Origin of the sequence: Halotalea alkalilenta (assembly GCF_001648175.1) — a bacterium.
GTDB lineage: Bacteria > Pseudomonadota > Gammaproteobacteria > Pseudomonadales > Halomonadaceae > Halotalea > Halotalea alkalilenta_A.
Genome location: NZ_CP015243.1, coordinates 42,449 through 62,686, shown reverse-complemented (window position 1 = coordinate 62,686; position 20,238 = coordinate 42,449). Strand labels below are relative to the sequence as shown.

Sequence of the window (20,238 nt, the reverse complement as noted above, 5' to 3'; positions counted from 1 at the left end):
ATTCGTGGAGCGGCTTGCTTGTCGACATGGTCTCGTTACGGTCGCATGAGAAGTGATGATGGGCTCCCCCGTATTGTTTTGCATCTTCGCCGCGACCTGAGCATGCAACCGGGGTCATGAAAAAGGGATCGACATATGGAAAATGAAGCCGGCGCCCGGGGCGTCTGCGGTTGGCTACTGCTATTGCTCGGGCTGGCAGTCGCCATTCTTGGATTGGCGATGGGCGTCGGGGGTGGCTACTTGGTCTTCCTCGGCGGCAGCTGGTACTTCGTGCTAATGGGCGCTGCGATGTTGGCCTCCGGTGTTCTGGTGGTCGCTCGTAGGCCGCTGGGAGCCTGGCTCTACGCGGTGGCTTTCGTCGCGACGTCATTCTGGGCGGTAGCGGATGCTGGCCTCGAGTTCTGGCCGCTGGTCTCGCGGTTGATGACGTTCGCGGTGATCGGCGTAGTGATCGCCCTGGCCTATCCGGCCCTGGTGCGCTCCTCGGGAGGGAGTGGCGGACGCGGTGGCTATGCGCTGGCCGGTGTGATGGCACTCGCTGTGGCCGCGGCGATAGGCTACATGTTCGTTCCCAGCCCGGTGTTGCGCGCCACCTCGACGCCTGACGTCGTGCCGGTCGCCGAGGGGCAGGCACAGACGGACTGGAAAGCATGGGGCAATACCGTCGCGGGTGACCGCTTCGCCGCACTCGATCAGATCACCAAGGACAATATCGGTCAGTTGCAGATTGCCTGGACCTTCCGCACCGGCGATATACCGGAAAGTACGGGCTCTGGCGCCGAGGACCAGAATACTCCGCTGCAGGTCGATGACACCCTCTATCACTGCACCGCCTACGGCAAGGTGTTCGCTCTGGATGTCGATAGCGGTACCGAGCGCTGGCGTTTCGATCCGCAGGCTGAGTCGCCGAATTGGCAGCGTTGCCGCGGACTGGGCTACTACGAGGACGCGTCGATCGAAGCCGCTTCGGGCGATGCCGCCGCCCAGGCACCAGCGGCCTGCCGCCGGCGCCTGTTCCTGCCGACCATCGACGCTCGTCTGATCGCCATCGACGCAGAGACCGGCGAGCCATGCGCGGATTTTGGCGACGATGGCACGGTCGATCTCCAGGCGGATATGGGGCCAGTCAACGAGGGTTGGTACCAGCAGACCTCGAGCCCGCTGGTCGCCGGCGACCTGGTTGTGGTGGGAGGACGTGTCGCCGACAACTTCGCCGTCGACGAGCCGCCGGGGGTGGTCCGCGCCTTCGACGTACATAGCGGTGAGCTGGTATGGGCTTGGGATCCAGGCAACCCTGAAACCACCCAGCGCCCGCCGGAAGGCGAGACCTACACTCGTGGTACACCCAACGTGTGGTCGGCGATGTCCTACGACCCCGAGCTAGGCCTGATCTACCTGCCCACCGGCAATGCGACGCCTGACTTCTATGCTGGGCAGCGTACCGAGCTGGATGATCAGTACAGTTCGTCGGTAGTCGCGGTCGAGGCCGCAACCGGCCGGGTGCGCTGGCACTATCAGATGACCCACCACGACCTGTGGGACTTGGATGTTCCGGCGCAGCCGCTGCTCTACGACATTCCCGATGACCAAGGCGGGATCTTGCCGACACTGATCCAGGTTACCAAGCAGGGCGAGATATTCATGCTCGATCGCGAGACCGGAGAGCCCATAGCCGAGGTCGAGGAGCGTCCGGTACCGCAAGGCAACATGCCTGGAGAGCGCTATTCCCCGACTCAGCCGTTCTCGGTCGGGATGCCCTCGATCGGGAATGAAATCCTGGCCGAGTCGGACATGTGGGGCGCTACTCCATTCGATCAGCTGCTATGCAGGATCGAGTTCAAGCAGATGCGCTATGACGGGCCCTATACGCCGCCGGGTATGGATCGCGCGCTGCAGTTCCCCGGCTCGCTGGGTGGCATGAACTGGGGCAGCGTGTCGGTGGATCCGACCACCCACTACATGTTCGTGAACGACATGCGTCTGGGATTGGCCCATTACATGATCCCACGTGATCAGATCGCCGCCGGTGCCAGTGGCATCGAGATGGGGGTGGTTCCGCAGCAGGGCACGCCATTCGGCGCGATGCGCCAGCGCTTCCTGTCGCCGCTGGGCATCCCCTGTCAGAAGCCGCCGTTCGGCACCATGTCGGCCATCGATCTGAAGACTCGGGAGCTGGTCTGGCAGGTGCCGGTCGGTACCGTGCAGGATACGGGCCCGCTCGGGATCAAGATGCGCATGCCGATCCCGATCGGCATGCCGACCCTCGGGGCTTCGCTGGCCACCCAGTCTGGTCTGGTGTTCTTCGCTGGCACCCAGGACTACTACCTGCGTGCCTTCGACAGCGCCACCGGCGAGGAGATATGGAAAGCGCGGCTGCCAGTGGGTAGTCAATCCGGCCCGATGACCTACGTGTCTCCGAATACCGGCAAGCAGTACGTGGTAGTGAGCGCTGGCGGGGCACGCCAGTCGCCCGACCGAGGTGACTACGTGATCGGCTTTGCGTTGCCAGGTGACGCTACGCAGTGAACCATGCCTTTGGGCTGACGATGCGTCAGCCACGCCGCCACTCGAGAACGAGCGTCTCGTCGCGAGGTGAGAACCGCTCCAGGTGCTCTTTCATCACTGTTTCCAAGTGGCCATGCGCAGCCTCGTCATCGCTGTCCAGCTGGGCGACGAGGGTATTGCCCTGTGTCGTCAGCAGGCAGCGTCCGCGGGAGAACTGGATCAGCAGCCCGTCGGTGTGCTCGCTCAGCGTGAGATTTTCCTTATGCGCCCAGTGTCGCTTGAGTTTGTTGATCACCAGTTCGGGATTGGTCGTCGACGTTAAAGCGTGTGAGACAGGCATGCTATGCTCCGGCAGATAATGGTGTCCTGCGATGTCATTTTAATTTTAGCAGGCTAATTAACAGTAGCGCCGTCTTCGAAGACGGGCTGGGCAAGATCAGATCAAGAAGGGGATGGAAATGTCGAGGAGTCGGCTGACAAAGGCCAGGACGTTGGTGGCCGGAGCCTTGGTGTTGGGAATGCTGGCGGGGTGCGGCGGAGCGGATGACGAGCCGGAGCAGACCGGCCCGACGCCCTCCACCGATTCGTCACGCGTGAGCCAGGCGGGGGCCTCCCAGGAGGATTCCCAGGTACAGTCGCAGGTCTTCCGCGGTACCTTGCCGTGTGCTTCGTGCGAGGGAATCGAAACCGAGCTGACCCTGCGCTTCACCGGGGACGAGCAGCCCAGCGGCTTCTCGCTCAAGGAGACCTACAAAGGATCCGGCGAGGGCGATCAGGTCGAGCTGTCGGAAGGTCAGTGGACGCAGGTCACCGGCACCTCGGCGGATCAGAACGCAGTGGTCTACCAGCTCGATCCCCAAGGCGAACACCAGCGTTTCTTCCAACGCATCGATGAAAATACCCTGCGCATGCTCGATCTCAGCATGGAGCCGATCGACTCGCAGCTTGATTACGAACTGACCCGCGAGTAAGCACTCCACGCACGCCGCCGCTAGGCGCCGAGCGTGGGGTAGTCGGTATAGCCGTGCGCGCCTTCGGAGTAGAACGTTTCCGGCTCCGGTACGTTGAGTGCGGCGCGGCGCTCAAAGCGCTCGACCAGATCAGGGTTGGCGATGTAGAGCTTGCCGAACGCCACTGCGTCGGCGTCGCCGCGTTCGATGGCCGCTTCGGCCTGAGCGAGATCGAACTTCTCGTTGGCGATGAAGGGGCCGCCGAAGCGACGCTTGATCATCGGCCCGAGGCTATCCTCTCCAAGGTACTCGCGAGCGCAGATGAAGGCGATTTCGCGGATGCCGAGCTGGTCGGCGACATAGCCGAATAGCGCCTCCGGATTCTCGTCTCCCATCGAGTGGGTATCGCCACGTGGAGCGAGATGGACCCCTACCCGCTGAGCTCCCCATACCTCGATGCACGCATCGGTCACTTCCAGCAGCAGCCTCGCGCGATGCTCTATCGAGCCGCCATAGGCATCATCTCGATGATTGCTGGCGGTTTGCAGGAACTGGTCGAGCAGATAGCCATTCGCGCCGTGGATCTCGACCCCATCGAAACCGGCCAGCTGGGCATTTTCCGCTCCACGGCGATAGTCTTCGATCACCCCAGGAATCTCATCGGCCTCGAGCGCCCGGGGGATGGGGTGGAGGGTCTTCGGCCTTATCCGCCTGACGGGGCCGTCTGCGGCGATCGCGCTGGGGGCTACCGGGTCCCGGCCATCGAGATAGGACGGGTGCGAGATTCGCCCCACATGCCAGAGCTGCAGGTAGATGCGCCCGCCCGCTTGGTGCACTGCGTCAGTGACTTCGCGCCAACCTTCGATCTGAGCCTGAGACCAGATGCCCGGAGTATCCGGATAGCCAACGCCCATTGGTGTCACCGAAGTGGCTTCGCTGATGATCAGTCCCGCCGAGGCGCGCTGGCGGTAGTACTCGGCCATGAGTGCATTGGGTACTCGGCCCGCGCTGGCCCGGGAACGGGTCAGCGGGGCCATGATGATCCGGTTGGGTAGCGTCAGATCGCCCATTCGAAAAGAGTCGAACAAGGTAGGCATAGTCGAGCTCCATGATGGAAAGTGAATGACGCTCTGGACGTCCAAAGGACGTCAGCAGCTTAGACCTTGGTCGAGCTCATGGCTAGCAGGCGAACGACCATCGCGTCGGTCGAGCGCGTTACAGGCTGTTCGTGTCGTCCGATGGTCTTGGGATTCCTACTGGATTTTCTCCTTGGCGCTCTCGTAAACGTTGCTGACGTTATTCTTGATGCTGTCCCAAGTGCTCGTAGATTCTTGATCATCGCCTTCCTGGACGCGCTCTTCCGCACTGTCCGGATCCAGCGAGTGCTGTGGCGCGGTCGGCGTGGAATCGGCGTCCTGGGTGACGCCTTCCTGCTCCTCGCTCGGTGCTGTCGGGGCTGTACCCTGGTCCTGATCTCGTTCCGGGCTCGGCGTCGCAGCCGCCGTGCCTGAGGAATCGTTGTTGTTGCTCGAGTCCTCCTGCGCCGAGGCTACACCCGTGGCGAGAAAACCGAGGGAAAGGGCTAAAGCGAGAATGCCTTTGCGTTGCATGGCTGACTCCTTGACTCGGTTGCGTAGCAAAAAACGACGACCGCATCCTGCGGTCCTTTCAGTAGTAGCAGCTCCAGCGGGCTACGCACGTTTCCACCAGGAACGCGTTTCCAGGCTCGCCCTCATCCCAGGCGCGCTGTTACGCTCAACGGAAGCGATCCATTGCGACCGCCGGAAGATCCGGTCGTGGGACCAGGGCCAGGGAGCAGGGCGTGGCCCGATATCCTGCCGGGAAGTGGTTGGGAAAGGGGCGCTATGGCCTACTTGGATGGCTGTGGAAAGGGCATCCGAGGAATTTTTTGCTGGGTGACTCGAGGCTCGATGGCTGTGAGGGCGTACCTGCGATTCGGTTTCATCCGGCCAAGGAGCATCTCATCGAGAGACCTCCTCGGGCGTCCTATGCAAAGAGATTTTTCCGCGATGGTGTGATAAAAACTATGGCCTCATTGGCCATTCAGCTTGAACATCATGTCGTATTCACATGAGTGGTTCCTGTCCCTGCTCGCGATAATCGCGATCCTGATCACTCCGGGACCTACGAATACCTTGCTTGCTGCCTCAGGCCTGAACCGCGGCGTGCGGAGCTCATTGGCGCTGATTCCGGTGGAGCTATGTGGCTATGGTGTATCGATCGCCACCTGGGGTTATTTGCTGATCTCGCTCTCGGCCAATTTTCCTTTGCTGCCCCATGTGATCAAGTTTCTATGCGCCATCTTCATCATCTGGCTCGCGTTCAAGATGTGGCGAACCACCCTGGCGATTGGTGAAGTCAAATCCTCTCCCGTGGGTAAGCGGGCGCTGTTCATGGCGACACTTCTCAATCCCAAGGGGCTTTTGTTTGCAAGCGCTGTGTTTCCTTCCTCTACATTCGTGGATTTGCCCAGTTTCGCGGGGCAGTTCCTGGTCTTTTCTCTGCTACTGATACCTATTGCCTGTGGTTGGATTGCCTTTGGCGCGCTGCTTGGCAGTGGGCGAGTGCCGTGGCTTCGTCCGGACTATCTCCAGAGAGGGGCTGCTCTCGTATTGGCGGTATTCGCTCTGTCGATTGGGATGAGCGCGTTATCCTAGTGGTTGTTGGAAGCCGATTTTACGAGCGTATTTGCTTGGTACTGTGATGGGTAGCGGTTGTCTATATCGCCATCTTTCGTGGACTGGTCGTGCCGAGTCATCGCAATTATCGCGCAGGAAAATGAACAACCGAGCGTGCGCGGGAGATCCGATGGCCGCTTGGAGAACCTGACGGTTCGTGGCTCCATGTACCGCTTCTCATCCCGACCTGAGGCCATATGATCATCCAAGCTTGCCTCAACGGCGCACGCCCTCACGACTTTCATCCCCGACTTCCTTTGACGGCGCGGGCTATGGCGCTGGATGGGGCCGCCTGTATCGATTTCGGTGCGAGCGAACTCCACCTTCATCCCCGTGGGCCGAGCGGGCAGGAGAGCCTGCAGGCCGTGGACGCAACCATCCGCGCCGTTCGCCTTGCCTGCCCTGGCACGCTCATCGGAGTGTCGACGGGGGATTGGATCGAAAACGATGAGCAGCGCACCCGCAGTGCAATCGCCAGCTGGACCGAACTGCCTGACTACGCCTCGGTGAATTTGTCGGAACCGGATGCACCTGCGGTCATCGACCTTCTTCATCGACGCGGAATCGGAGTCGAGGCGGGTCTCGCCAGCGTGGCCGACGCGGAGCGCTTCATCACGCTTTCCAGCCATGGCCGGGTTTTTCGTCTACTGATCGAAGTCGAAGAGCAGGATCTCGAGGTTGCGTACCAGGTCGCGGAAGGCATCGCGGCAGTGCTTCAGCGTGCGAATGTGCGCCGCCCGATTCTTCTCCACGGTTTCGACGCCACGCTCTGGCCCTTCGTTGAGCTCGCACGAGAGCGACGATGGTCGACCCGCGTCGGCCTGGAAGACGGTAAATACCTCAGGGATGGCACCCTCGCGCCCGATAACGCAGCCCTGGTCGCCGCCGCAGCGGCCATCTTCCGCGGCTAGCCAGATCTGCTCGGAGTACGGAATGCCAATGGCCGCCGCGAGCCTCATCGAAGATGCCTCGTCGATGGCGGTTCGAGCATGCTCCAGGCAAAGAAAAGGGCCACCGCTTGCGCGATGGCCCGTTCCTGGATTGGTGGAGGCGGCGGGAGTTGAACCCGCGTCCGCCGGCACTCGTCCGTTGGCTCTACATGCTTAGTTCCGTCTTTTGATCTAACGTCATCGGCTCCGACGGGCAGGATCCGCTGACGCGAGCCTTCTAAGATTTAGCATTCGAGGAGAAGGCACCCACGAACACGATCCCATCAGTTTTAGCTCACGCCCGTCCGCGATGAATGGGCACATCGCTTTCGGGTAGAACAGGTTTTCAAGCAGGTTTAGGCTGCGAGAGCACCTTTCTGAGCATAGGTTTCGTCGTTTGCGACTATATCATTTGTAACGTTTTATTAACGAGATACGTTACGCTCTCGGCATGCACCTCGGGATTTGCCACCAGCGTCGAATCCATAACGCCCCCGAAACTCAGCGAGCATAGCAGATGGCGTGATCCAGGCCAATGCGGCTGCGCTGTAATGGGATAATGGGGCCGCTCGAGTCCTTTTCAATCCCATGCTCTCGAATCAGCGGCTTTCCCGCATGATGCGTCCTTTCTGGCGTTCCCAGTCGCGGTTCTTCTCCGCGGCGCGTTTGTCGTGCAATTTCTTGCCGACCACCAGTGCGAGCTCGCACTTGACCAGGTGACCCTTCCAGTAGAGGCGCAGTGGAACGCAGGTGTGGCCCTTGTCCTGGGTGCGTGAAAAGATCCTGGCGACCTCTTTCTTGTGCAGCAGGAGCTTGCGGGTGCGGTCTGGCTCTGGGACGTTGTGGGTGCTGGCGGTCGGTAGCGGTGCGATGTGAGAACCGAGCAGCCAGGCCTCGCCATTCTTGACCAGTATGTAGGTGTCGGTGAGCTGGCCTTTGCCGGCACGCAGGCTCTTCACTTCCCATCCCGCGAGGGCCAAGCCCGCTTCGAAGGTTTCTTCGATGTGGTATTCGTGTCGCGCCTTGCGATTCTGGGCAATGAGATTGCTGCCCGGCGCTTGGCCTTTCTTCTTGCCCATGGGACCTCGCAAGTCGGAAACAAAGTAGGGGAGTCGGACGATGCGACTTGATCCGCGAGCGGCCGAAAAAAGCACGTCGCGCTACTGGCATCGCATGCCGCGCTACCAGCAGGATGGGGGCGGCATGGTATCATTCAAGGCTTTGAACCTGGAACAGGCGGGCGATGATACCCGGTCATCGCAACGTCGTCAGCGGAGGGCGCATGCCTACGGTGAAAAGGACCGCATTGGTGCGGCACTCCAGTCGACAGATGTTCGACTTGGTCAACGATTTCGAAAGCTACCCCCAGTTCCTCCCTGGATGCCGCGCGGCGCGTCTGATCGAGCGCACTGACGACTACCTGATCGGTGAGATGACCCTCGCCAAGGGGGGGATCAAGCAGAGCATCGTCACTCGCAACGATCTCCACACCCCTGAGCGTATCGATCTGTCCTTGGTCAAAGGCCCGTTCAAGAGCCTCGATGGCTATTGGAGGTTCGAGCCGTTGAGCGATGAGAGCTGCAGGGTGACGCTGGAGATGCGGTTCGATTTTTCCAACCGCTTGCTGGGTATGGCTTTCGGACAGCTTTTCGGCCAAATGGCCGGGCAGTTGGTGGATGCTTTTACCCGGCGTGCGGATCAGGTTCATGGCGGCTGAAGAAAATATCAGGGTAGAAGTCGCGCTCGCGGCAGGAGGCGAGCAGCGTCTGGTGGGGCTAAGCGTTGCCGCGGGCACTACGATACGCCAAGCCTTCATTATGGCCGGGCGAGGCGGCGCGCTCGGCGTGGCGGATGAGCGCTGGCTGGTTGAGGCGCCGCTTGGTGTCTTCGGTGAGCGAATACGCGAGCCCGAAACGGAGACGGTCTCCGAGGGAGACCGAATCGAAGTTTATTCACCGCTCAAGGTGGATCCCAAATCGGCCCGCCGGGCGCGGGCCAAAGATCGCTAGCGGTTTGCCGTCCTCAATCGCCTGCGCTGGGCGTGGACGATTGGATCGGGGTGACCGGTTGCAGCGGAGTAGTGGTGGCCTCGCTTGCGGGCGGTGCCTGCTCCCTGGCTGGCGGGGCCGTGCCTATGTCGCCTGAGGTGTCGATGTACGATACCTGGTCATCCTGGAAGTAAAGGCTGACGCGCTTGTCGTAGACCTGCCCATCGGCGGTGTGCAACTGGTAGACGTAGTCCCACTGGTTGGCATCGAACGGATTGTCCATGAGCGGTGCACCCATGATGTAGGTGACCTGTTCGCGAGTCATACCTTGTTGGACCTGCTGCACCATCTCGGGAGTGATGAGGTTACCCTGGGGCTGGTCGCGTTTATAGACGCTGAAAAAGCCGCAGCCACCGATCAAGCTGATCACACAGCAAAGGGTGACGATTCTGATCGAATTTTGCATTTGCCCCTGACTTTCCATATCGTTTGCGTTGGTCGATCATACCCGATACATCCAGTGACTGCGAAGAGCATCCCATGGCCGACAGGAACCAGGAATTACGCAAGGCCGGCCTAAAGGTCACCTTGCCGCGCGTGAAGATTCTGCAAATTCTCGAGGCGACTCGAGAAGAGGATCTCCACATGAGCGCGGAAGACGTCTATCGCTCTCTGCTTGAGGCGGGCGAGGATGTCGGCCTCGCAACAGTCTATCGCGTGTTGACTCAGTTCGAGGCTGCGGGGCTCGTCGTGCGTCACAATTTCGACGGTGGTCACGCGGTATTCGAGCTTTCCCAGGAAGATCATCACGATCATATGCTTTGCCTGGAGACGGGAGAGGTGATCGAGTTCTTCGATCACGACATCGAGCGTCGCCAGCGTGAGCTCGCCGAGGAGCGGGGCTATGAACTCGTCGATCATGCCTTGGTGCTGTACGTGCGTCCGAAGGGCTCGAAAGCCACTCGTCTGGATGGCGTTTCACGCCGAGGTGGCTGAGTCCGCTGCGTAGTGTTCGATGAAACCGCCGCTTCCTTGGAAGCGGCGGTTTTCGTTGGGCCTTCCGTCATCTACCACCGGGGGCTGTGAGTAGGGCGGGTGAAGATTCGCACTCATCTCCCAGTGTCGGTGCTCAGTGCTGAGCGGCGTGCTGCCCTGCGCTCAGCATTTCGTGGGCGTGAGCGAGGGTGCGCTCGGAGAGATGGACGCCGCCCAGCATCCGAGCCAGCTCCCGGATGCGCCCGCTCTCGTCGAGAAGTGCCATCTGGGTCAGGGTGGATTCATCGGTGGCCTGCTTTTCGATGTGCAGGTGCTGGTGTCCCTGTGCCGCCACCTGTGGCAGATGGGTGACACAGAGAATCTGGGCATCACGCTCGCCGAGCCCGCGCAGAAGCTGGCCGACGATTTCCGCGGTGGCGCCCGATATGCCGACGTCGACTTCGTCGAAGACCAGCGTGGGAATGGTGCTATGGCGTGCGGCCACCACTTGAATGGCAAGGCTTATGCGGGAAAGCTCACCGCCGGAGGCGATCTTGTTGAGCGCCCGGGGAGGCTGTCCGGGGTTCGCGCTGATTCGAAACTGGACCTGATCGATGCCCTCCGGCTGGGCGCTTTCGCGAGGTGAGACCGCCACCTCGAAGCGAGCTTTCTCCATGCCGAGGAAGGCGAGCTGTGCCTGGATCTGCTCGCCGAGCTCGCACGCCTTGCGCTGACGAATATCGGAGATTCGCTGGGCGAGGGTGCGCCACTCGTCACGCAGCTGCCGGGTCTTCAAGGCCAGCGCTTCAAGATCGTCGTCCCCGACCTCGAGCTGGGCCAGTTCGTCTGCCAGACGTCGATGAAGTTCGACCACTTCATCCGGCATCACATGGTGCTTGCGGGCGATGCGGTGGACATCGCCGAGTCGGCTGTCGACTTCGGCGAGCCGGGTGGGATCGAGTTCGGTGGCATCGACGAAGCGGTTGAGCTCGCGGCCGGCCTCCTCGATCTGGATGCTGGCCTCCTCGAGCAGCGATAGCGCCGCGGCCAGCGCCCCGCGATCGCTGCCCGGCAGCTCGGCGAGGCCGCTGCGCGCCCTCAAAAGGCGCGCAAGGGCGCCTTCTTCATCATCTTCGCAGTATCGTAGCGCCAGCTGCGCCTCGCTGAGCGACTGCTCCGCATGGGCCAGGGATGTCTGCTCTTCCTCCAGGCGTTCGAGCTCGCCCTCGGCGAGGCCGAGGGTGTCGAGCTCCTCGACCTGGTAGCGCAGCAGCTGGCGCCGGGCCTGGATCTCGTCGCCGCTCTCCTGGGCCTGCCTGAGCCGTTTGCGCAGCAGCGACCAGTCGCGGTGCATCCCGCGCAGCTCGTCGACTTCGGCCGTGATCCCGGCGTACTCGTCGAGCAGTCGCTGGTGCTGTTGCTCTCGCAGCAGCGACTGATGCGCGTGCTGGGCGTGGATATCGATCAGCCGTTCCCCGAGGGCCTTGAGGTCGGCGATCGTGCAGGGGGAGCCATTGATCCAGGCTTTGGTGCGCCCGCCGCTCGAAATCACCCTGCGCAGCAGGCAGTCGTCGCTGCCGAGCTCCCGCGCCTCCAGCCACTCCTTGGCCTCTGGCAGCCGGGAGATATCGAAGCGTGCGGAGAGCTCGGCGCGCTCGGTACCGTGACGTACGCTGCCCGCGTCCGCGCGCTCGCCGAGACACAGCGATAGCGCATCGAGCAGGATCGATTTGCCCGCGCCGGTCTCTCCGGTGATCGCGGTCATGCCGCGATGGAAGTCGAGTTCGAGTCGATCGACGATGGCATAGTCGCGGATCGTGAGCTGGGTCAGCATGGACGCTCCTCCTGATCACATGGGGCGTCGCCTTGGCGACATCTTGGTTTCATGTGCATGCGTACAGTCATTGGCGATATTACACCCGCGCAGTGTCGATTCATACAGTCCTCTATGTGCGCTTTGGTGGCTTGAGATCGACACCTATCAACCCCATGTTTGAGTCCATCGGACGAACGGCTGAGCAGAAAGGAAGTTCGACACCCCTTCAATCAGCCTGCTTGGTGTGCGCGCCGAGCGGCCTCGACCATCAACGAGATTGCGTCAGGAGTAGTGAAGATGGCCCGTGATCCACAAAATCCGCAGCAAGTCGACGAAGAACTCGCCCGCGCCGAGCGCGATGCCGAGCCGCAGCCGCTGGAGATCGATGAGACGCTCGATCCCGGTCTGTCGGTCGAGGACGAGCTGAGCGTGGAAGATCAGGCGGTCGGCGGTAGCGACGAGCTCGATCAGCTCACCGCCCGCATCGAGGAGCTCGAAGCCGAACTCGCAGGTGCCCGTGACCAGGCGCTGCGCGCCGCCGCGGAGGCGCAGAACGCCCGCCGCCGTGCCGATCAGGAAGTCGACAAGGCGCGCAAGTTCGCGCTCGAGAAGTTCGTCGGCAGCCTGCTGCCGGTAGTCGACAGTCTCGACAAGGCGCTCGAGAGCCTGCAGGACGAATCGGTCGCCGAAGTGCATCGGGAGGGGGTGAGGATGACGCGCGACTTGCAGCTCGACGCACTGCGCAAGGCCGGTGTCTCGGTGCTCGACCCTCAAGGCGAGCCATTCGATCCGCAGTATCACGAGGCGATGGCGATGGTGCCGAATCCCGCGGTGGAGCCGAATACCGTGATCGAAGTGCTGCAGAAAGGCTACCTGCTCAACGACCGTCTGGTGCGCCCGGCGATGGTCGTGGTCAGCAAGGTGCCCTGAGGAATCACAGCGCTACCCTTGAAAGCCCGCGCGGCGCCCTTATATAGCCAAGCAACCAGGTGGTGTGACACGGCAAGGTAAGAGGTTCATCACTGCCGAATATCACGCAAAGACGTTCGCGCAATCATTAATTGAATGGTCAGCGGTTAGCCGCCGCAAAGCTCAAAGACTCGAGGTGAATCTAATGGGACGTATCATCGGTATCGACCTGGGCACCACCAACTCTTGCGTCGCGGTGCTCGATGGTGACAAGACGCGCGTGATCGAAAATGCGGAAGGTGGTCGTACCACTCCTTCGATCATCGCTTATACCGACGATGGCGAGACGCTGGTAGGCCAGTCCGCCAAGCGTCAGGCGGTGACCAATCCGACCAACACCCTCTATGCGGTCAAGCGCCTGATCGGTCGCAAATTCAGCGACGATGTGGTGCAGAAAGACATCAAAATGGTGCCCTACAAAATCGTCGCAGCCGATAACGGCGACGCTTGGGTGCAGGTCAAGGACAAAAAGATGGCGCCGCCGCAGATCAGCGCCGAAGTCCTGAAGAAAATGAAGAAGACCGCCGAAGACTACCTCGGTGAAACGGTCACCGAAGCAGTCATCACGGTGCCGGCCTACTTCAACGACTCCCAGCGCCAGGCGACCAAGGATGCCGGGCGCATCGCCGGACTCGACGTCAAACGGATCATCAACGAGCCGACCGCCGCGGCGCTGGCCTATGGCATGGACAAGGCGCGCGGTGACAAGACCATCGCGGTCTACGACCTCGGTGGCGGTACCTTCGACATCTCGATCATCGAGGTCGCGGACGTCGACGGCGAGACCCAGTTCGAAGTGCTCGCGACCAACGGGGACACCTTCCTCGGTGGCGAAGACTTCGACATCAAGCTGATCGACTATCTGGTCAGCCAGTTCAAGGCTGATAGTGGCATCGATCTGTCCGGCGACTCGCTGGCGATGCAGCGCCTCAAAGAGGCCGCGGAAAAAGCCAAGATCGAACTGTCGAGCGCGCAGCAGACTGACGTCAACCTGCCCTACATCACCGCCGACCAGACCGGGCCCAAGCACCTCAATGTCAAGGTTTCCCGGGCGAAGCTCGAGTCGCTGGTGGAGGATCTGGTACAGCGTTCGCTGGCACCGTGCAAGACAGCGCTGGCCGATGCTGGCCTCTCGGCTTCCGAAATCGACGATGTGATCCTGGTCGGTGGCCAGACCCGCATGCCGATGGTGCAGCAGAAGGTCGCTGAGTTCTTCGGCAAGGAAGCGCGCAAGGACGTCAACCCGGATGAGGCGGTAGCGATGGGCGCGGCGATCCAGGGCGGTGTGCTCGGCGGTGACGTCAAGGACGTCCTGCTGCTCGACGTCACCCCGCTGACGCTGGGTATCGAGACGATGGGCGGGGTGATGACCGCTCTGATCGAGAAGAACACCACCATCCCGACCAAGAAGACCCAGACCTTCTCCACCGCCGATGACAACCAGACGGCCGTGACCATCCACGTGCTGCAGGGTGAGCGCAAGCAGGCTGCGCAGAACAAGTCGCTGGGCCGTTTCGATCTCTCCGACATTCCGCCGGCGCCGCGTGGCATGCCGCAGATCGAGGTGGCGTTCGACATCGATGCTAACGGCATCCTCAATGTGTCGGCCAAGGACAAGGCGACCAACAAGGAGCAGTCCATCGTGATCAAGGCCTCCGGCGGCCTCTCCGAGGAGGAGATCGATCAGATGGTCCGCGACGCCGAGGCTCACCAGGCCGAGGACAAGAAGTTCGAGGAACTGGTACAGCTGCGTAACCAGGCCGACGGTATGATCCATGCCACTCGCAAGACGCTCGAAGAGGCGGGTGACAAGGCCGAGGCAGGTGAGAAAGAGCGGATCGAGACGGCGATCAAGGATCTCGAGGAAGCGCTGAAGGGCGACGACAAGGATGCTATCCAGACCAAGCTCGATGCCCTCACCGAGGCTTCCGGCGCCCTGGCCCAGAAGCTCTACGCCGAGCAGGCCCAGCAGGGCGGCGAGTCCGCTGGCACCGATCAGGCTCAGCAGGGCGGCAAAAAAGAAGACGATGTCGTCGATGCTGAGTACGAAGAGGTCAAAGACGACAAGAAACAGTAAGGAGCGAAGGCGGTCTCGCCGCTCAGCTTCGAGCGATGGCGCGGAAGTCCATGCTTCCGCGCCGTTTCGCGTGATGCAGCCGTAGATGGTGCATTTCTTGCAGCCATTGGCGAGCGCTGCATCGCCTTGAACGAACCTGACTGACACTCATGGCTCTTGTGAGGTGCTCACCGAGCTTGCGCACGAGGCCTAGGCGGCTATCTGGAGGCCGATAGACCCATGTCGAAACGTGACTATTACGAAGTTCTCGGTGTCGATCGATCCACCGATCAGAAAGAGATCAAGAAAGCCTATCGTCGGTTGGCGCAGAAATATCATCCCGACCGCAATCCGGACGATGATGGGGCCGCAGCCAAGTTCCGCGAGGTATCCGAAGCCTACGAAGTGCTCTCGGACCAGGAGAAGCGCGCCGCCTACGACCAGTTCGGCCATGCCGGTGTCGATGGTCAGGCCGGCGGCTTCGGCGCGGGTGGCTTTGGTGCCGGCGCGGGCGGCTTCAGCGACATCTTCGGTGATGTGTTCGGCGATATCTTCGGCGCTGGTGGGCGTGGGCGTGGTCCCAATTCCGCTGCGCGAGGCGCGGATCTGCGCTACAACCTCGAGATCGAACTCGAAGAGGCGGTCGCTGGCACCAGCGTCGACATTCGCATCCCAAGGCTTGCCGAGTGCGGCCATTGCCATGGCGACGGCGCCGAGCCGGGTACCAAGAAGCGCAGCTGTCCGACCTGTAACGGCATGGGGCAGGTGCGCATGCAGCAGGGCTTCTTCGCTGTGCAGCAGACCTGCCCGTCCTGCCACGGGCGCGGAGAGGTGGTCGAGACCCCTTGCGTGCAGTGTCACGGTGAAGGGCGGGTGCGCGAGACTCGAACCTTGTCAGTGAAGATCCCCGCCGGTGTCGACAGCGGTGATCGGATCAGGCTCAACGGCGAGGGCGAAGGTGGCGTCAATGGCGGCCCCTCGGGCGATCTCTACGTTCAGATAGCGATCAAGCCACACCCGATCTTCGAGCGTGATGGGCGCGACCTCTATTGCGAGGTACCGATCAACTTCGTCGATGCCACCTTGGGCGGCGAGCTGGAAGTGCCGACCCTCGAAGGTCGGGTCAAGCTCAAGATCCCGCCGGAGACCCAGACCGGCAAGCAGTTCCGGCTTCGCGGCAAGGGTGTCAAGCCGGTGCGCGGTGGCGTGCCGGGGGACCTGATGTGCAAGGTCGTGCTCGAGACCCCGGTGAATCTCAACGAGAGCCAGAAGGAGTTGCTGCGTGCTTTCCAGGAGAGCCTCGACGGTACCGGCACCAAGCATTCTCCGCGTAAGAGCGGATGGTTCGACGGGGTGAAGAAATTCTTCGAGGACATGCGTCCCTGAGCGTCACCTTCAGTTGAAAAAGCCCCGGATTCGGGGCTTTTTCCATTCTATCGCCGTCCCTTTCGTTCAGGGCGAGCTGGTCTCGGCGCTATCGGCGCTATCGGCGGTGGACGGCGTGGTTTGCGCCGGGGTATTGCCGGTCTGTGAGGTCGGGGAGTCGTCTATCGCTTTTCACTCGCCCCAGGAACCTCCACGCAGCTCAGCAAGCTGCTCTGGATCGGCAGATAGTTGTTGTCGCTGGCCATCAGGTAGCGGTGGTCGCCGATCAGGGTGAGCCCCTCGAAATTGTCGAGTCGCCAACCTTGGTCACTGGCGAAGCGAGCCAGGGTCTCGACGTGCGCTTCTCCATTGGCTTCGAGTGTCACCTTGCGCAGTGAGATCACCAGCGGATGGAACGGTTTGAAGGCACGCTCGAGTGTCAGCAAGCCATCGTCGAGCGGCGCCATAGCGGTAAGTCCACTGCCTGCGGCCTCGGCAAGCCGATAGCGCCATTCATTGCCATGCAGGTCGAACAGACGGGTCTCGCCGCGGGGCAGATCGCGTGGGGAGAACTCCAACCCCGCGATGACGCCCAAGCGCGGGTGGATGGTCATTGCCTCTAAGCTGCCGTTGTTGCGTGCGCTGCGGACACCCTCGGGGCGAATCGGGTCATCGAGGGGTATGCCGAGGCGCTTGGGATCGAGTGAAAAGCGTTGAATGCGATGGTCGCGCTCGAAGCCTACCAACAATGTCCTTGCCCCATCCGCTGCGACGCTCAAGGCCATCGATTCACTGTCCGACCTGGGCATCCTGAGCTGGTCGCCATTGGCATCGAGCAGGGTGAAGCTGTCGAGCAGCTCGAGCCTGACCAGCCGGTCGTCATCGAAAAGAGCTCTGGCGGTGAATACCCGTGCGCGATCGGCAAGCATGTAGAGCACATCGTTGGTGGCATCGTAGGCCAGCGCGGAGATGCCGCCGAGAGCGGTGCCATCGGGCATTCTGCCAGGTAGCTTGAGGGTGCCGCAGAGCCCGACGCCGGTGGCTTCGCCGCCTCCCTCCGGGCCGCCGAGCATGAATGGGCCGGTCGGGGCGCAGGCGGCGAGGCCGAGGGCCGCGATCAAATGGTAGAGAGCGAGAGCGCGCATGGAATACCGGTCGGCTTGAATGGCCCTGCGATGCTACTTCAGTCCGTGCGGGCTGTCGCCCGAGCGGTTAACCTTGGATGCGACGCGGCGGGATAGGCACGAATGAAGCCTTTTACCCGCCGATCCATTTCGAAGAGGCGAAGACGAGCGGCATGACACGTATCGCGATAATGGGCGCCTCCGGGCGCATGGGGCGGATGCTGGTGCAGGCGGTGCTCGAGGACGAGCACGCTGATCTCGGCGGCGCGGTGGTCCGTTCGGGCAGTTCGCTGGTCGGTGTCGATATCGGCGAGCTTTGCGGGCTCGGCCGTGCCGGCGTCACCGCCGTGGGCAGCCTCGATCGGATCATCGATGATTTCGATGTGTTGATCGACTTCACCACACCGGCGACCACGCTCGACAACCTGGCTTTCTGCGCCGAGCACGGCAAGGGCATGGTGATCGGCACTACCGGGCTCGACGCCGAGCAGTCGAACCAATTGGAGGCGTACGCCAAGCGCCTGCCTCTGGTGTTCGCCGCCAATATGAGTACGGGGGTGAATCTCTCGCTCAACCTGCTCGCCACCGCCGCCAAGGCACTCGGTGACGCCGGCTTCGACATCGAGGTGATCGAGGCCCACCACCGTCACAAGGTCGACGCTCCCTCCGGTACCGCGCTGATGATGGGGCGAGCAGTGGCCGATGCGCTGGGGCGCGACCTCGACCAGTGTGGAGTGTTCTCTCGCGTCGGTCAGTGCGGCCCGCGGCGGTCGGACGAAATCGGCTTCGCCACCGTACGCGGTGGGGATATCGTCGGTGAGCATACGGTGATGTTCGTCGCCGAAGGCGAGCGCATCGAGATTACCCATAAGGCCTCCAGCCGAATGACCTTCGCCCGCGGCGCGGCGCGCGCCGCGGGCTGGGTGGCCGGACGCGCACCAGGGCATTACGACATGCAGGACGTGCTTGGGCTCAAGCACGGCTGAATCCGGGGGGGGGGGCGATGCGCTGGATGCTCGATCTGCTCGATGCTCGGGTGCGCCTCGCACCTCATCCGGTGCGCCTGGCTCTCAAGGCCCTGCACAGTTCGCCGATGGCTTCACAGGCTGTGCGCCTCAGCGGGGTATCGTGACATGAGCCGACTGCCGCGACGCATCGAGAGCCCGCGGCTTTGGCTGCGCCAGCTCGAGATCACGGATGCAGAGCCGCTGCATGCTGAGCTTCAACGCTCTCATGCGCATCTGGCGCCTTGGCTCGATTGGGTGAGAAAGGACACTTCCTTGGGCGAGCGAGAAGCTTTCTGCCGGCGTGTGCGTGGCCTCTACGCTTGCGAGCGCAGTCTGACGGTTGGGCTGTGGCGCAAGGGGGAGGAGCGGTTGGTCGGGGTGATGGACGCGCGTGACATCGATTGGTGTATTCCGAGTGCTGAACTAGGCTATTGGGGAGCTGGCGAGAGCCAGGGAAGGGGCTATCTCAGCGAAGCGCTGCGCGCGCTCGCCACCTGTTTGATCGAAGAGCTTCGCTTCGAACGCTTGTGGCTCAGCTGCGATGCGCGAAATCTCGCCAGCCAAAGGGTGGCCGAGCGGTCGGGTTTCGAGCTCGAGGGGCGGCTGCGCCGGCACCGTCGCGACGCCGCCGGGCGGCTTGGCGATACGCTGCTCTACGCCCGGCTGCGCTGAGCAGCCGTCGTCGGGCCTGAGGGAAAGCCTCGGTTTCGCGTGGCCACCGCCCAGTTGCCATCGTTTCAGGGAGAGTCGAACGTTTTCATGTCTCGTTTTGCACCGCTTTCGTGGCTGCGCCTCAAGGGGCTGGCCAGCGCTTATCGCTATCGCGGCCCATGCTCGGACCATTTCGATGGAGAGCGTTTTTTCAATCACCCGCCGCTGCCTGAACGTTCGCGCGAGGATTTCAAGCGTTGGCGCCAGGAGCGCAAGAACCACCTTCCGCGCTGGCATTGGCAGCCAGGATTGGAGCGGCCGTGCCGGCCAGTCGCCGAGGCGGGGGAGGACGAGATTCGGGTGACTCTGGTCAATCATTCGACCTTCCTGATTCAACTACCTGGCTTGAACCTGCTGACCGACCCGATCTGGTCTGAGCGCGCCAGCCCCTTCACCTTTGCGGGCCCGAAGCGTTTCCATCCCCCAGGAGTGGCGCTCGACGCACTGCCGCGTATCGATGCGGTACTGCTCAGCCACAATCACTACGATCATTGTGACGTATGGACTTTGCGCCAGCTGGGGCGGCGATTCCCCAACATGAAATTGTTCACCGGGCTCGGTAATCGAAGGCTGTGCCGGGATGCGGGCGTCAGGGTGGTCGAAGAGCTCGATTGGTGGCAACAGGCCGAGCTTGGCGGGAGGCGGCTGACCTTCGTTCCCGCGCGTCATTGGGGCGCGCGCTCGCTGTGGGACAGGCGCTGTGCGCTGTGGGGCGGCTTCGTGCTCGAGACCTCGCTCGGGAAGATATACTTCGCGGGCGATACTGGATTCGGCGACGACTTCGCCAAGCTGCGACAGCGGTTTGGGCCGATGGCGGTGTCGCTGTTGCCGATCGGTGCTTTTCGCCCGCAGTGGTTCATGCGCGATTTTCACATGGGGCCGGACGAGGCTTTGGAAGCGCACCGTCAGCTCGGCAGCCAGCGCAGCCTGGCATGCCACTTCGGTTGCTTCTCGCTCGCCGATGACGGTCAGTTCGAGCCGCAGCAGCGGCTCGAGGCCGCGCGGGAGGCGCGAGGGATCGATTCCGAAGCATTCATCGTGCCGACGCCGGGAGAGACCCTGCGCTACTCCAGGCGTTCTCTCTCTGGAGAGCCCGAACTGGCCCTTTGAGTCCGGATATCGTAGAATCAGAAAAATTTGGCCT

General features: G+C 62.1%; 20 protein-coding genes and 1 other RNA gene. 13 read left to right on the top strand and 8 right to left on the bottom strand.

From position 1 onward, the window contains the following. The first annotated feature begins 135 nt into the window (after nt 1–135). Nucleotides 136–2,526 (top strand): glucose/quinate/shikimate family membrane-bound PQQ-dependent dehydrogenase, encoded by a 2,391-nt coding sequence (locus A5892_RS00305; RefSeq protein WP_064121092.1) that lies wholly within the window; start codon nt 136–138, stop codon nt 2,524–2,526. Nucleotides 2,527–2,551: 25 nt separating this feature from the next. On the opposite strand, the gene A5892_RS00300 is transcribed toward A5892_RS00305, so the two are convergent. Further along, complete coding sequence (locus A5892_RS00300) at nt 2,552–2,845, bottom strand: DUF2218 domain-containing protein (RefSeq protein ID WP_064121091.1); 294 nt, start codon at nt 2,843–2,845, stop codon at nt 2,552–2,554. A 178-nt stretch (nt 2,846–3,023) separates the two neighbouring features. Here A5892_RS00300 and A5892_RS00295 point away from each other — a divergent pair, with 178 nt between their 5' ends. After that, a complete protein-coding gene (locus A5892_RS00295; protein ID WP_223302857.1) occupies nt 3,024–3,476 on the top strand; it encodes a copper resistance protein NlpE in 453 nt (150 codons plus the stop codon). Between the two features lie 20 nt (nt 3,477–3,496). Here A5892_RS00295 and A5892_RS00290 read toward each other — a convergent pair whose 3' ends face one another. After that, on the bottom strand, nt 3,497–4,552 hold the full coding sequence (locus A5892_RS00290) for an alkene reductase (protein WP_064121090.1): 1,056 nt from the start codon (nt 4,550–4,552) through the stop codon (nt 3,497–3,499). A 156-nt stretch (nt 4,553–4,708) separates the two neighbouring features. Next, entirely contained in the window at nt 4,709–5,065 is a 357-nt protein-coding gene (locus A5892_RS00285) for a hypothetical protein (RefSeq protein WP_064121089.1), read from the bottom strand. A 468-nt stretch (nt 5,066–5,533) separates the two neighbouring features. On the opposite strand from A5892_RS00285, the gene A5892_RS00280 reads away from it, so the two are divergent. Together A5892_RS00280 and A5892_RS00275 are read left to right on the top strand one after the other, a co-directional pair. Beyond that, nucleotides 5,534–6,133, top strand: coding sequence for a LysE family translocator (locus A5892_RS00280; RefSeq protein WP_064121088.1), 600 nt, complete (start codon nt 5,534–5,536; stop codon nt 6,131–6,133). 218 nt (nt 6,134–6,351) lie between these two features. After that, entirely contained in the window at nt 6,352–7,065 is a 714-nt protein-coding gene (locus A5892_RS00275) for a 3-keto-5-aminohexanoate cleavage protein (protein ID WP_064121087.1), read from the top strand. A 131-nt stretch (nt 7,066–7,196) separates the two neighbouring features. Here A5892_RS00275 and ssrA read toward each other — a convergent pair. After that, nucleotides 7,197–7,579: a transfer-messenger RNA gene (ssrA, locus tag A5892_RS00270) on the bottom strand. Nucleotides 7,580–7,682: 103 nt separating this feature from the next. After that, a complete protein-coding gene (gene smpB / locus A5892_RS00265; RefSeq protein WP_027349574.1) occupies nt 7,683–8,162 on the bottom strand; it encodes an SsrA-binding protein SmpB in 480 nt (159 codons plus the stop codon). 203 nt (nt 8,163–8,365) lie between these two features. On the opposite strand from smpB, the gene A5892_RS00260 reads away from it, so the two are divergent. Together A5892_RS00260 and A5892_RS00255 are read left to right on the top strand one after the other, a co-directional pair. Next, nucleotides 8,366–8,800: a type II toxin-antitoxin system RatA family toxin gene (locus tag A5892_RS00260; protein ID WP_064124211.1), complete on the top strand. Its 435-nt coding sequence runs from the start codon at nt 8,366–8,368 to the stop codon at nt 8,798–8,800. After that, nucleotides 8,790–9,092, top strand: coding sequence for an RnfH family protein (locus A5892_RS00255; RefSeq protein ID WP_064121086.1), 303 nt, complete (start codon nt 8,790–8,792; stop codon nt 9,090–9,092). The genes A5892_RS00260 and A5892_RS00255 overlap by 11 nt, the downstream gene beginning before the upstream one ends. 13 nt (nt 9,093–9,105) lie before the next feature. On the opposite strand, the gene A5892_RS00250 is transcribed toward A5892_RS00255, so the two are convergent. Beyond that, nucleotides 9,106–9,537: an outer membrane protein assembly factor BamE gene (locus tag A5892_RS00250; protein ID WP_064121085.1), complete on the bottom strand. Its 432-nt coding sequence runs from the start codon at nt 9,535–9,537 to the stop codon at nt 9,106–9,108. A gap of 74 nt (nt 9,538–9,611) precedes the next feature. Here A5892_RS00250 and fur point away from each other — a divergent pair, with 74 nt between their 5' ends. Then, entirely contained in the window at nt 9,612–10,067 is a 456-nt protein-coding gene (fur, locus tag A5892_RS00245) for a ferric iron uptake transcriptional regulator (protein ID WP_064121084.1), read from the top strand. 133 nt (nt 10,068–10,200) lie between these two features. Here fur and recN read toward each other — a convergent pair whose 3' ends face one another. Continuing rightward, complete coding sequence (gene recN / locus A5892_RS00240) at nt 10,201–11,880, bottom strand: DNA repair protein RecN (protein WP_064121083.1); 1,680 nt, start codon at nt 11,878–11,880, stop codon at nt 10,201–10,203. Nucleotides 11,881–12,159: 279 nt separating this feature from the next. On the opposite strand from recN, the gene grpE reads away from it, so the two are divergent. The 3 genes from grpE to dnaJ all read left to right on the top strand — a co-directional run bounded on the left by grpE (nt 12,160) and on the right by dnaJ (nt 16,273). Further along, the gene (gene grpE, locus A5892_RS00235; protein WP_064121082.1) at nt 12,160–12,792 is read left to right on the top strand and encodes a nucleotide exchange factor GrpE; all 633 of its coding nucleotides are present in this window, start codon (nt 12,160–12,162) and stop codon (nt 12,790–12,792) included. Between the two features lie 184 nt (nt 12,793–12,976). Beyond that, on the top strand, nt 12,977–14,908 hold the full coding sequence (gene dnaK, locus A5892_RS00230) for a molecular chaperone DnaK (RefSeq protein ID WP_064121081.1): 1,932 nt from the start codon (nt 12,977–12,979) through the stop codon (nt 14,906–14,908). 219 nt (nt 14,909–15,127) lie between these two features. Then, a complete protein-coding gene (dnaJ, locus tag A5892_RS00225; RefSeq protein ID WP_064121080.1) occupies nt 15,128–16,273 on the top strand; it encodes a molecular chaperone DnaJ in 1,146 nt (381 codons plus the stop codon). Between the two features lie 161 nt (nt 16,274–16,434). Here the strand turns inward: dnaJ and A5892_RS00220 are convergent, their stop codons facing one another. Beyond that, nucleotides 16,435–17,397: an esterase-like activity of phytase family protein gene (locus tag A5892_RS00220; protein WP_064121079.1), complete on the bottom strand. Its 963-nt coding sequence runs from the start codon at nt 17,395–17,397 to the stop codon at nt 16,435–16,437. A gap of 152 nt (nt 17,398–17,549) precedes the next feature. Here A5892_RS00220 and dapB point away from each other — a divergent pair, with 152 nt between their 5' ends. The 3 genes from dapB to A5892_RS00205 all read left to right on the top strand — a co-directional run bounded on the left by dapB (nt 17,550) and on the right by A5892_RS00205 (nt 20,204). After that, the gene (gene dapB, locus A5892_RS00215; RefSeq protein ID WP_064124210.1) at nt 17,550–18,362 is read left to right on the top strand and encodes a 4-hydroxy-tetrahydrodipicolinate reductase; all 813 of its coding nucleotides are present in this window, start codon (nt 17,550–17,552) and stop codon (nt 18,360–18,362) included. Nucleotides 18,363–18,509: 147 nt separating this feature from the next. Further along, nucleotides 18,510–19,055 carry a GNAT family N-acetyltransferase gene (locus A5892_RS00210; RefSeq protein ID WP_064121078.1) on the top strand — a complete coding sequence of 182 codons (546 nt, stop codon included), beginning with the start codon at nt 18,510–18,512 and terminating at the stop codon, nt 19,053–19,055. A gap of 87 nt (nt 19,056–19,142) precedes the next feature. Then, nucleotides 19,143–20,204 (top strand): MBL fold metallo-hydrolase, encoded by a 1,062-nt coding sequence (locus A5892_RS00205; RefSeq protein WP_064121077.1) that lies wholly within the window; start codon nt 19,143–19,145, stop codon nt 20,202–20,204. Nucleotides 20,205–20,238 lie beyond the last annotated feature (34 nt).

What these genes read in the sequence shown, in the direction of transcription:
- A5892_RS00305 (WP_064121092.1), top strand. Translation starts at nt 136, where the DNA reads ATGGAAAATGAAGCCGGCGCCCGGGGCGTCTGCGGTTGGCTACTGCTA.
- A5892_RS00300 (WP_064121091.1), bottom strand. Translation starts at nt 2,845, where the DNA reads ATGCCTGTCTCACACGCTTTAACGTCGACGACCAATCCCGAACTGGTG.
- A5892_RS00295 (WP_223302857.1), top strand. Translation starts at nt 3,024, where the DNA reads ATGCTGGCGGGGTGCGGCGGAGCGGATGACGAGCCGGAGCAGACCGGC.
- A5892_RS00290 (WP_064121090.1), bottom strand. Translation starts at nt 4,552, where the DNA reads ATGCCTACCTTGTTCGACTCTTTTCGAATGGGCGATCTGACGCTACCC.
- A5892_RS00285 (WP_064121089.1), bottom strand. Translation starts at nt 5,065, where the DNA reads ATGCAACGCAAAGGCATTCTCGCTTTAGCCCTTTCCCTCGGTTTTCTC.
- A5892_RS00280 (WP_064121088.1), top strand. Translation starts at nt 5,534, where the DNA reads ATGTCGTATTCACATGAGTGGTTCCTGTCCCTGCTCGCGATAATCGCG.
- A5892_RS00275 (WP_064121087.1), top strand. Translation starts at nt 6,352, where the DNA reads ATGATCATCCAAGCTTGCCTCAACGGCGCACGCCCTCACGACTTTCAT.
- smpB (WP_027349574.1), bottom strand. Translation starts at nt 8,162, where the DNA reads ATGGGCAAGAAGAAAGGCCAAGCGCCGGGCAGCAATCTCATTGCCCAG.
- A5892_RS00260 (WP_064124211.1), top strand. Translation starts at nt 8,366, where the DNA reads ATGCCTACGGTGAAAAGGACCGCATTGGTGCGGCACTCCAGTCGACAG.
- A5892_RS00255 (WP_064121086.1), top strand. Translation starts at nt 8,790, where the DNA reads ATGGCGGCTGAAGAAAATATCAGGGTAGAAGTCGCGCTCGCGGCAGGA.
- A5892_RS00250 (WP_064121085.1), bottom strand. Translation starts at nt 9,537, where the DNA reads ATGCAAAATTCGATCAGAATCGTCACCCTTTGCTGTGTGATCAGCTTG.
- fur (WP_064121084.1), top strand. Translation starts at nt 9,612, where the DNA reads ATGGCCGACAGGAACCAGGAATTACGCAAGGCCGGCCTAAAGGTCACC.
- recN (WP_064121083.1), bottom strand. Translation starts at nt 11,880, where the DNA reads ATGCTGACCCAGCTCACGATCCGCGACTATGCCATCGTCGATCGACTC.
- grpE (WP_064121082.1), top strand. Translation starts at nt 12,160, where the DNA reads ATGGCCCGTGATCCACAAAATCCGCAGCAAGTCGACGAAGAACTCGCC.
- dnaK (WP_064121081.1), top strand. Translation starts at nt 12,977, where the DNA reads ATGGGACGTATCATCGGTATCGACCTGGGCACCACCAACTCTTGCGTC.
- dnaJ (WP_064121080.1), top strand. Translation starts at nt 15,128, where the DNA reads ATGTCGAAACGTGACTATTACGAAGTTCTCGGTGTCGATCGATCCACC.
- A5892_RS00220 (WP_064121079.1), bottom strand. Translation starts at nt 17,397, where the DNA reads ATGCGCGCTCTCGCTCTCTACCATTTGATCGCGGCCCTCGGCCTCGCC.
- dapB (WP_064124210.1), top strand. Translation starts at nt 17,550, where the DNA reads ATGACACGTATCGCGATAATGGGCGCCTCCGGGCGCATGGGGCGGATG.
- A5892_RS00210 (WP_064121078.1), top strand. Translation starts at nt 18,510, where the DNA reads ATGAGCCGACTGCCGCGACGCATCGAGAGCCCGCGGCTTTGGCTGCGC.
- A5892_RS00205 (WP_064121077.1), top strand. Translation starts at nt 19,143, where the DNA reads ATGTCTCGTTTTGCACCGCTTTCGTGGCTGCGCCTCAAGGGGCTGGCC.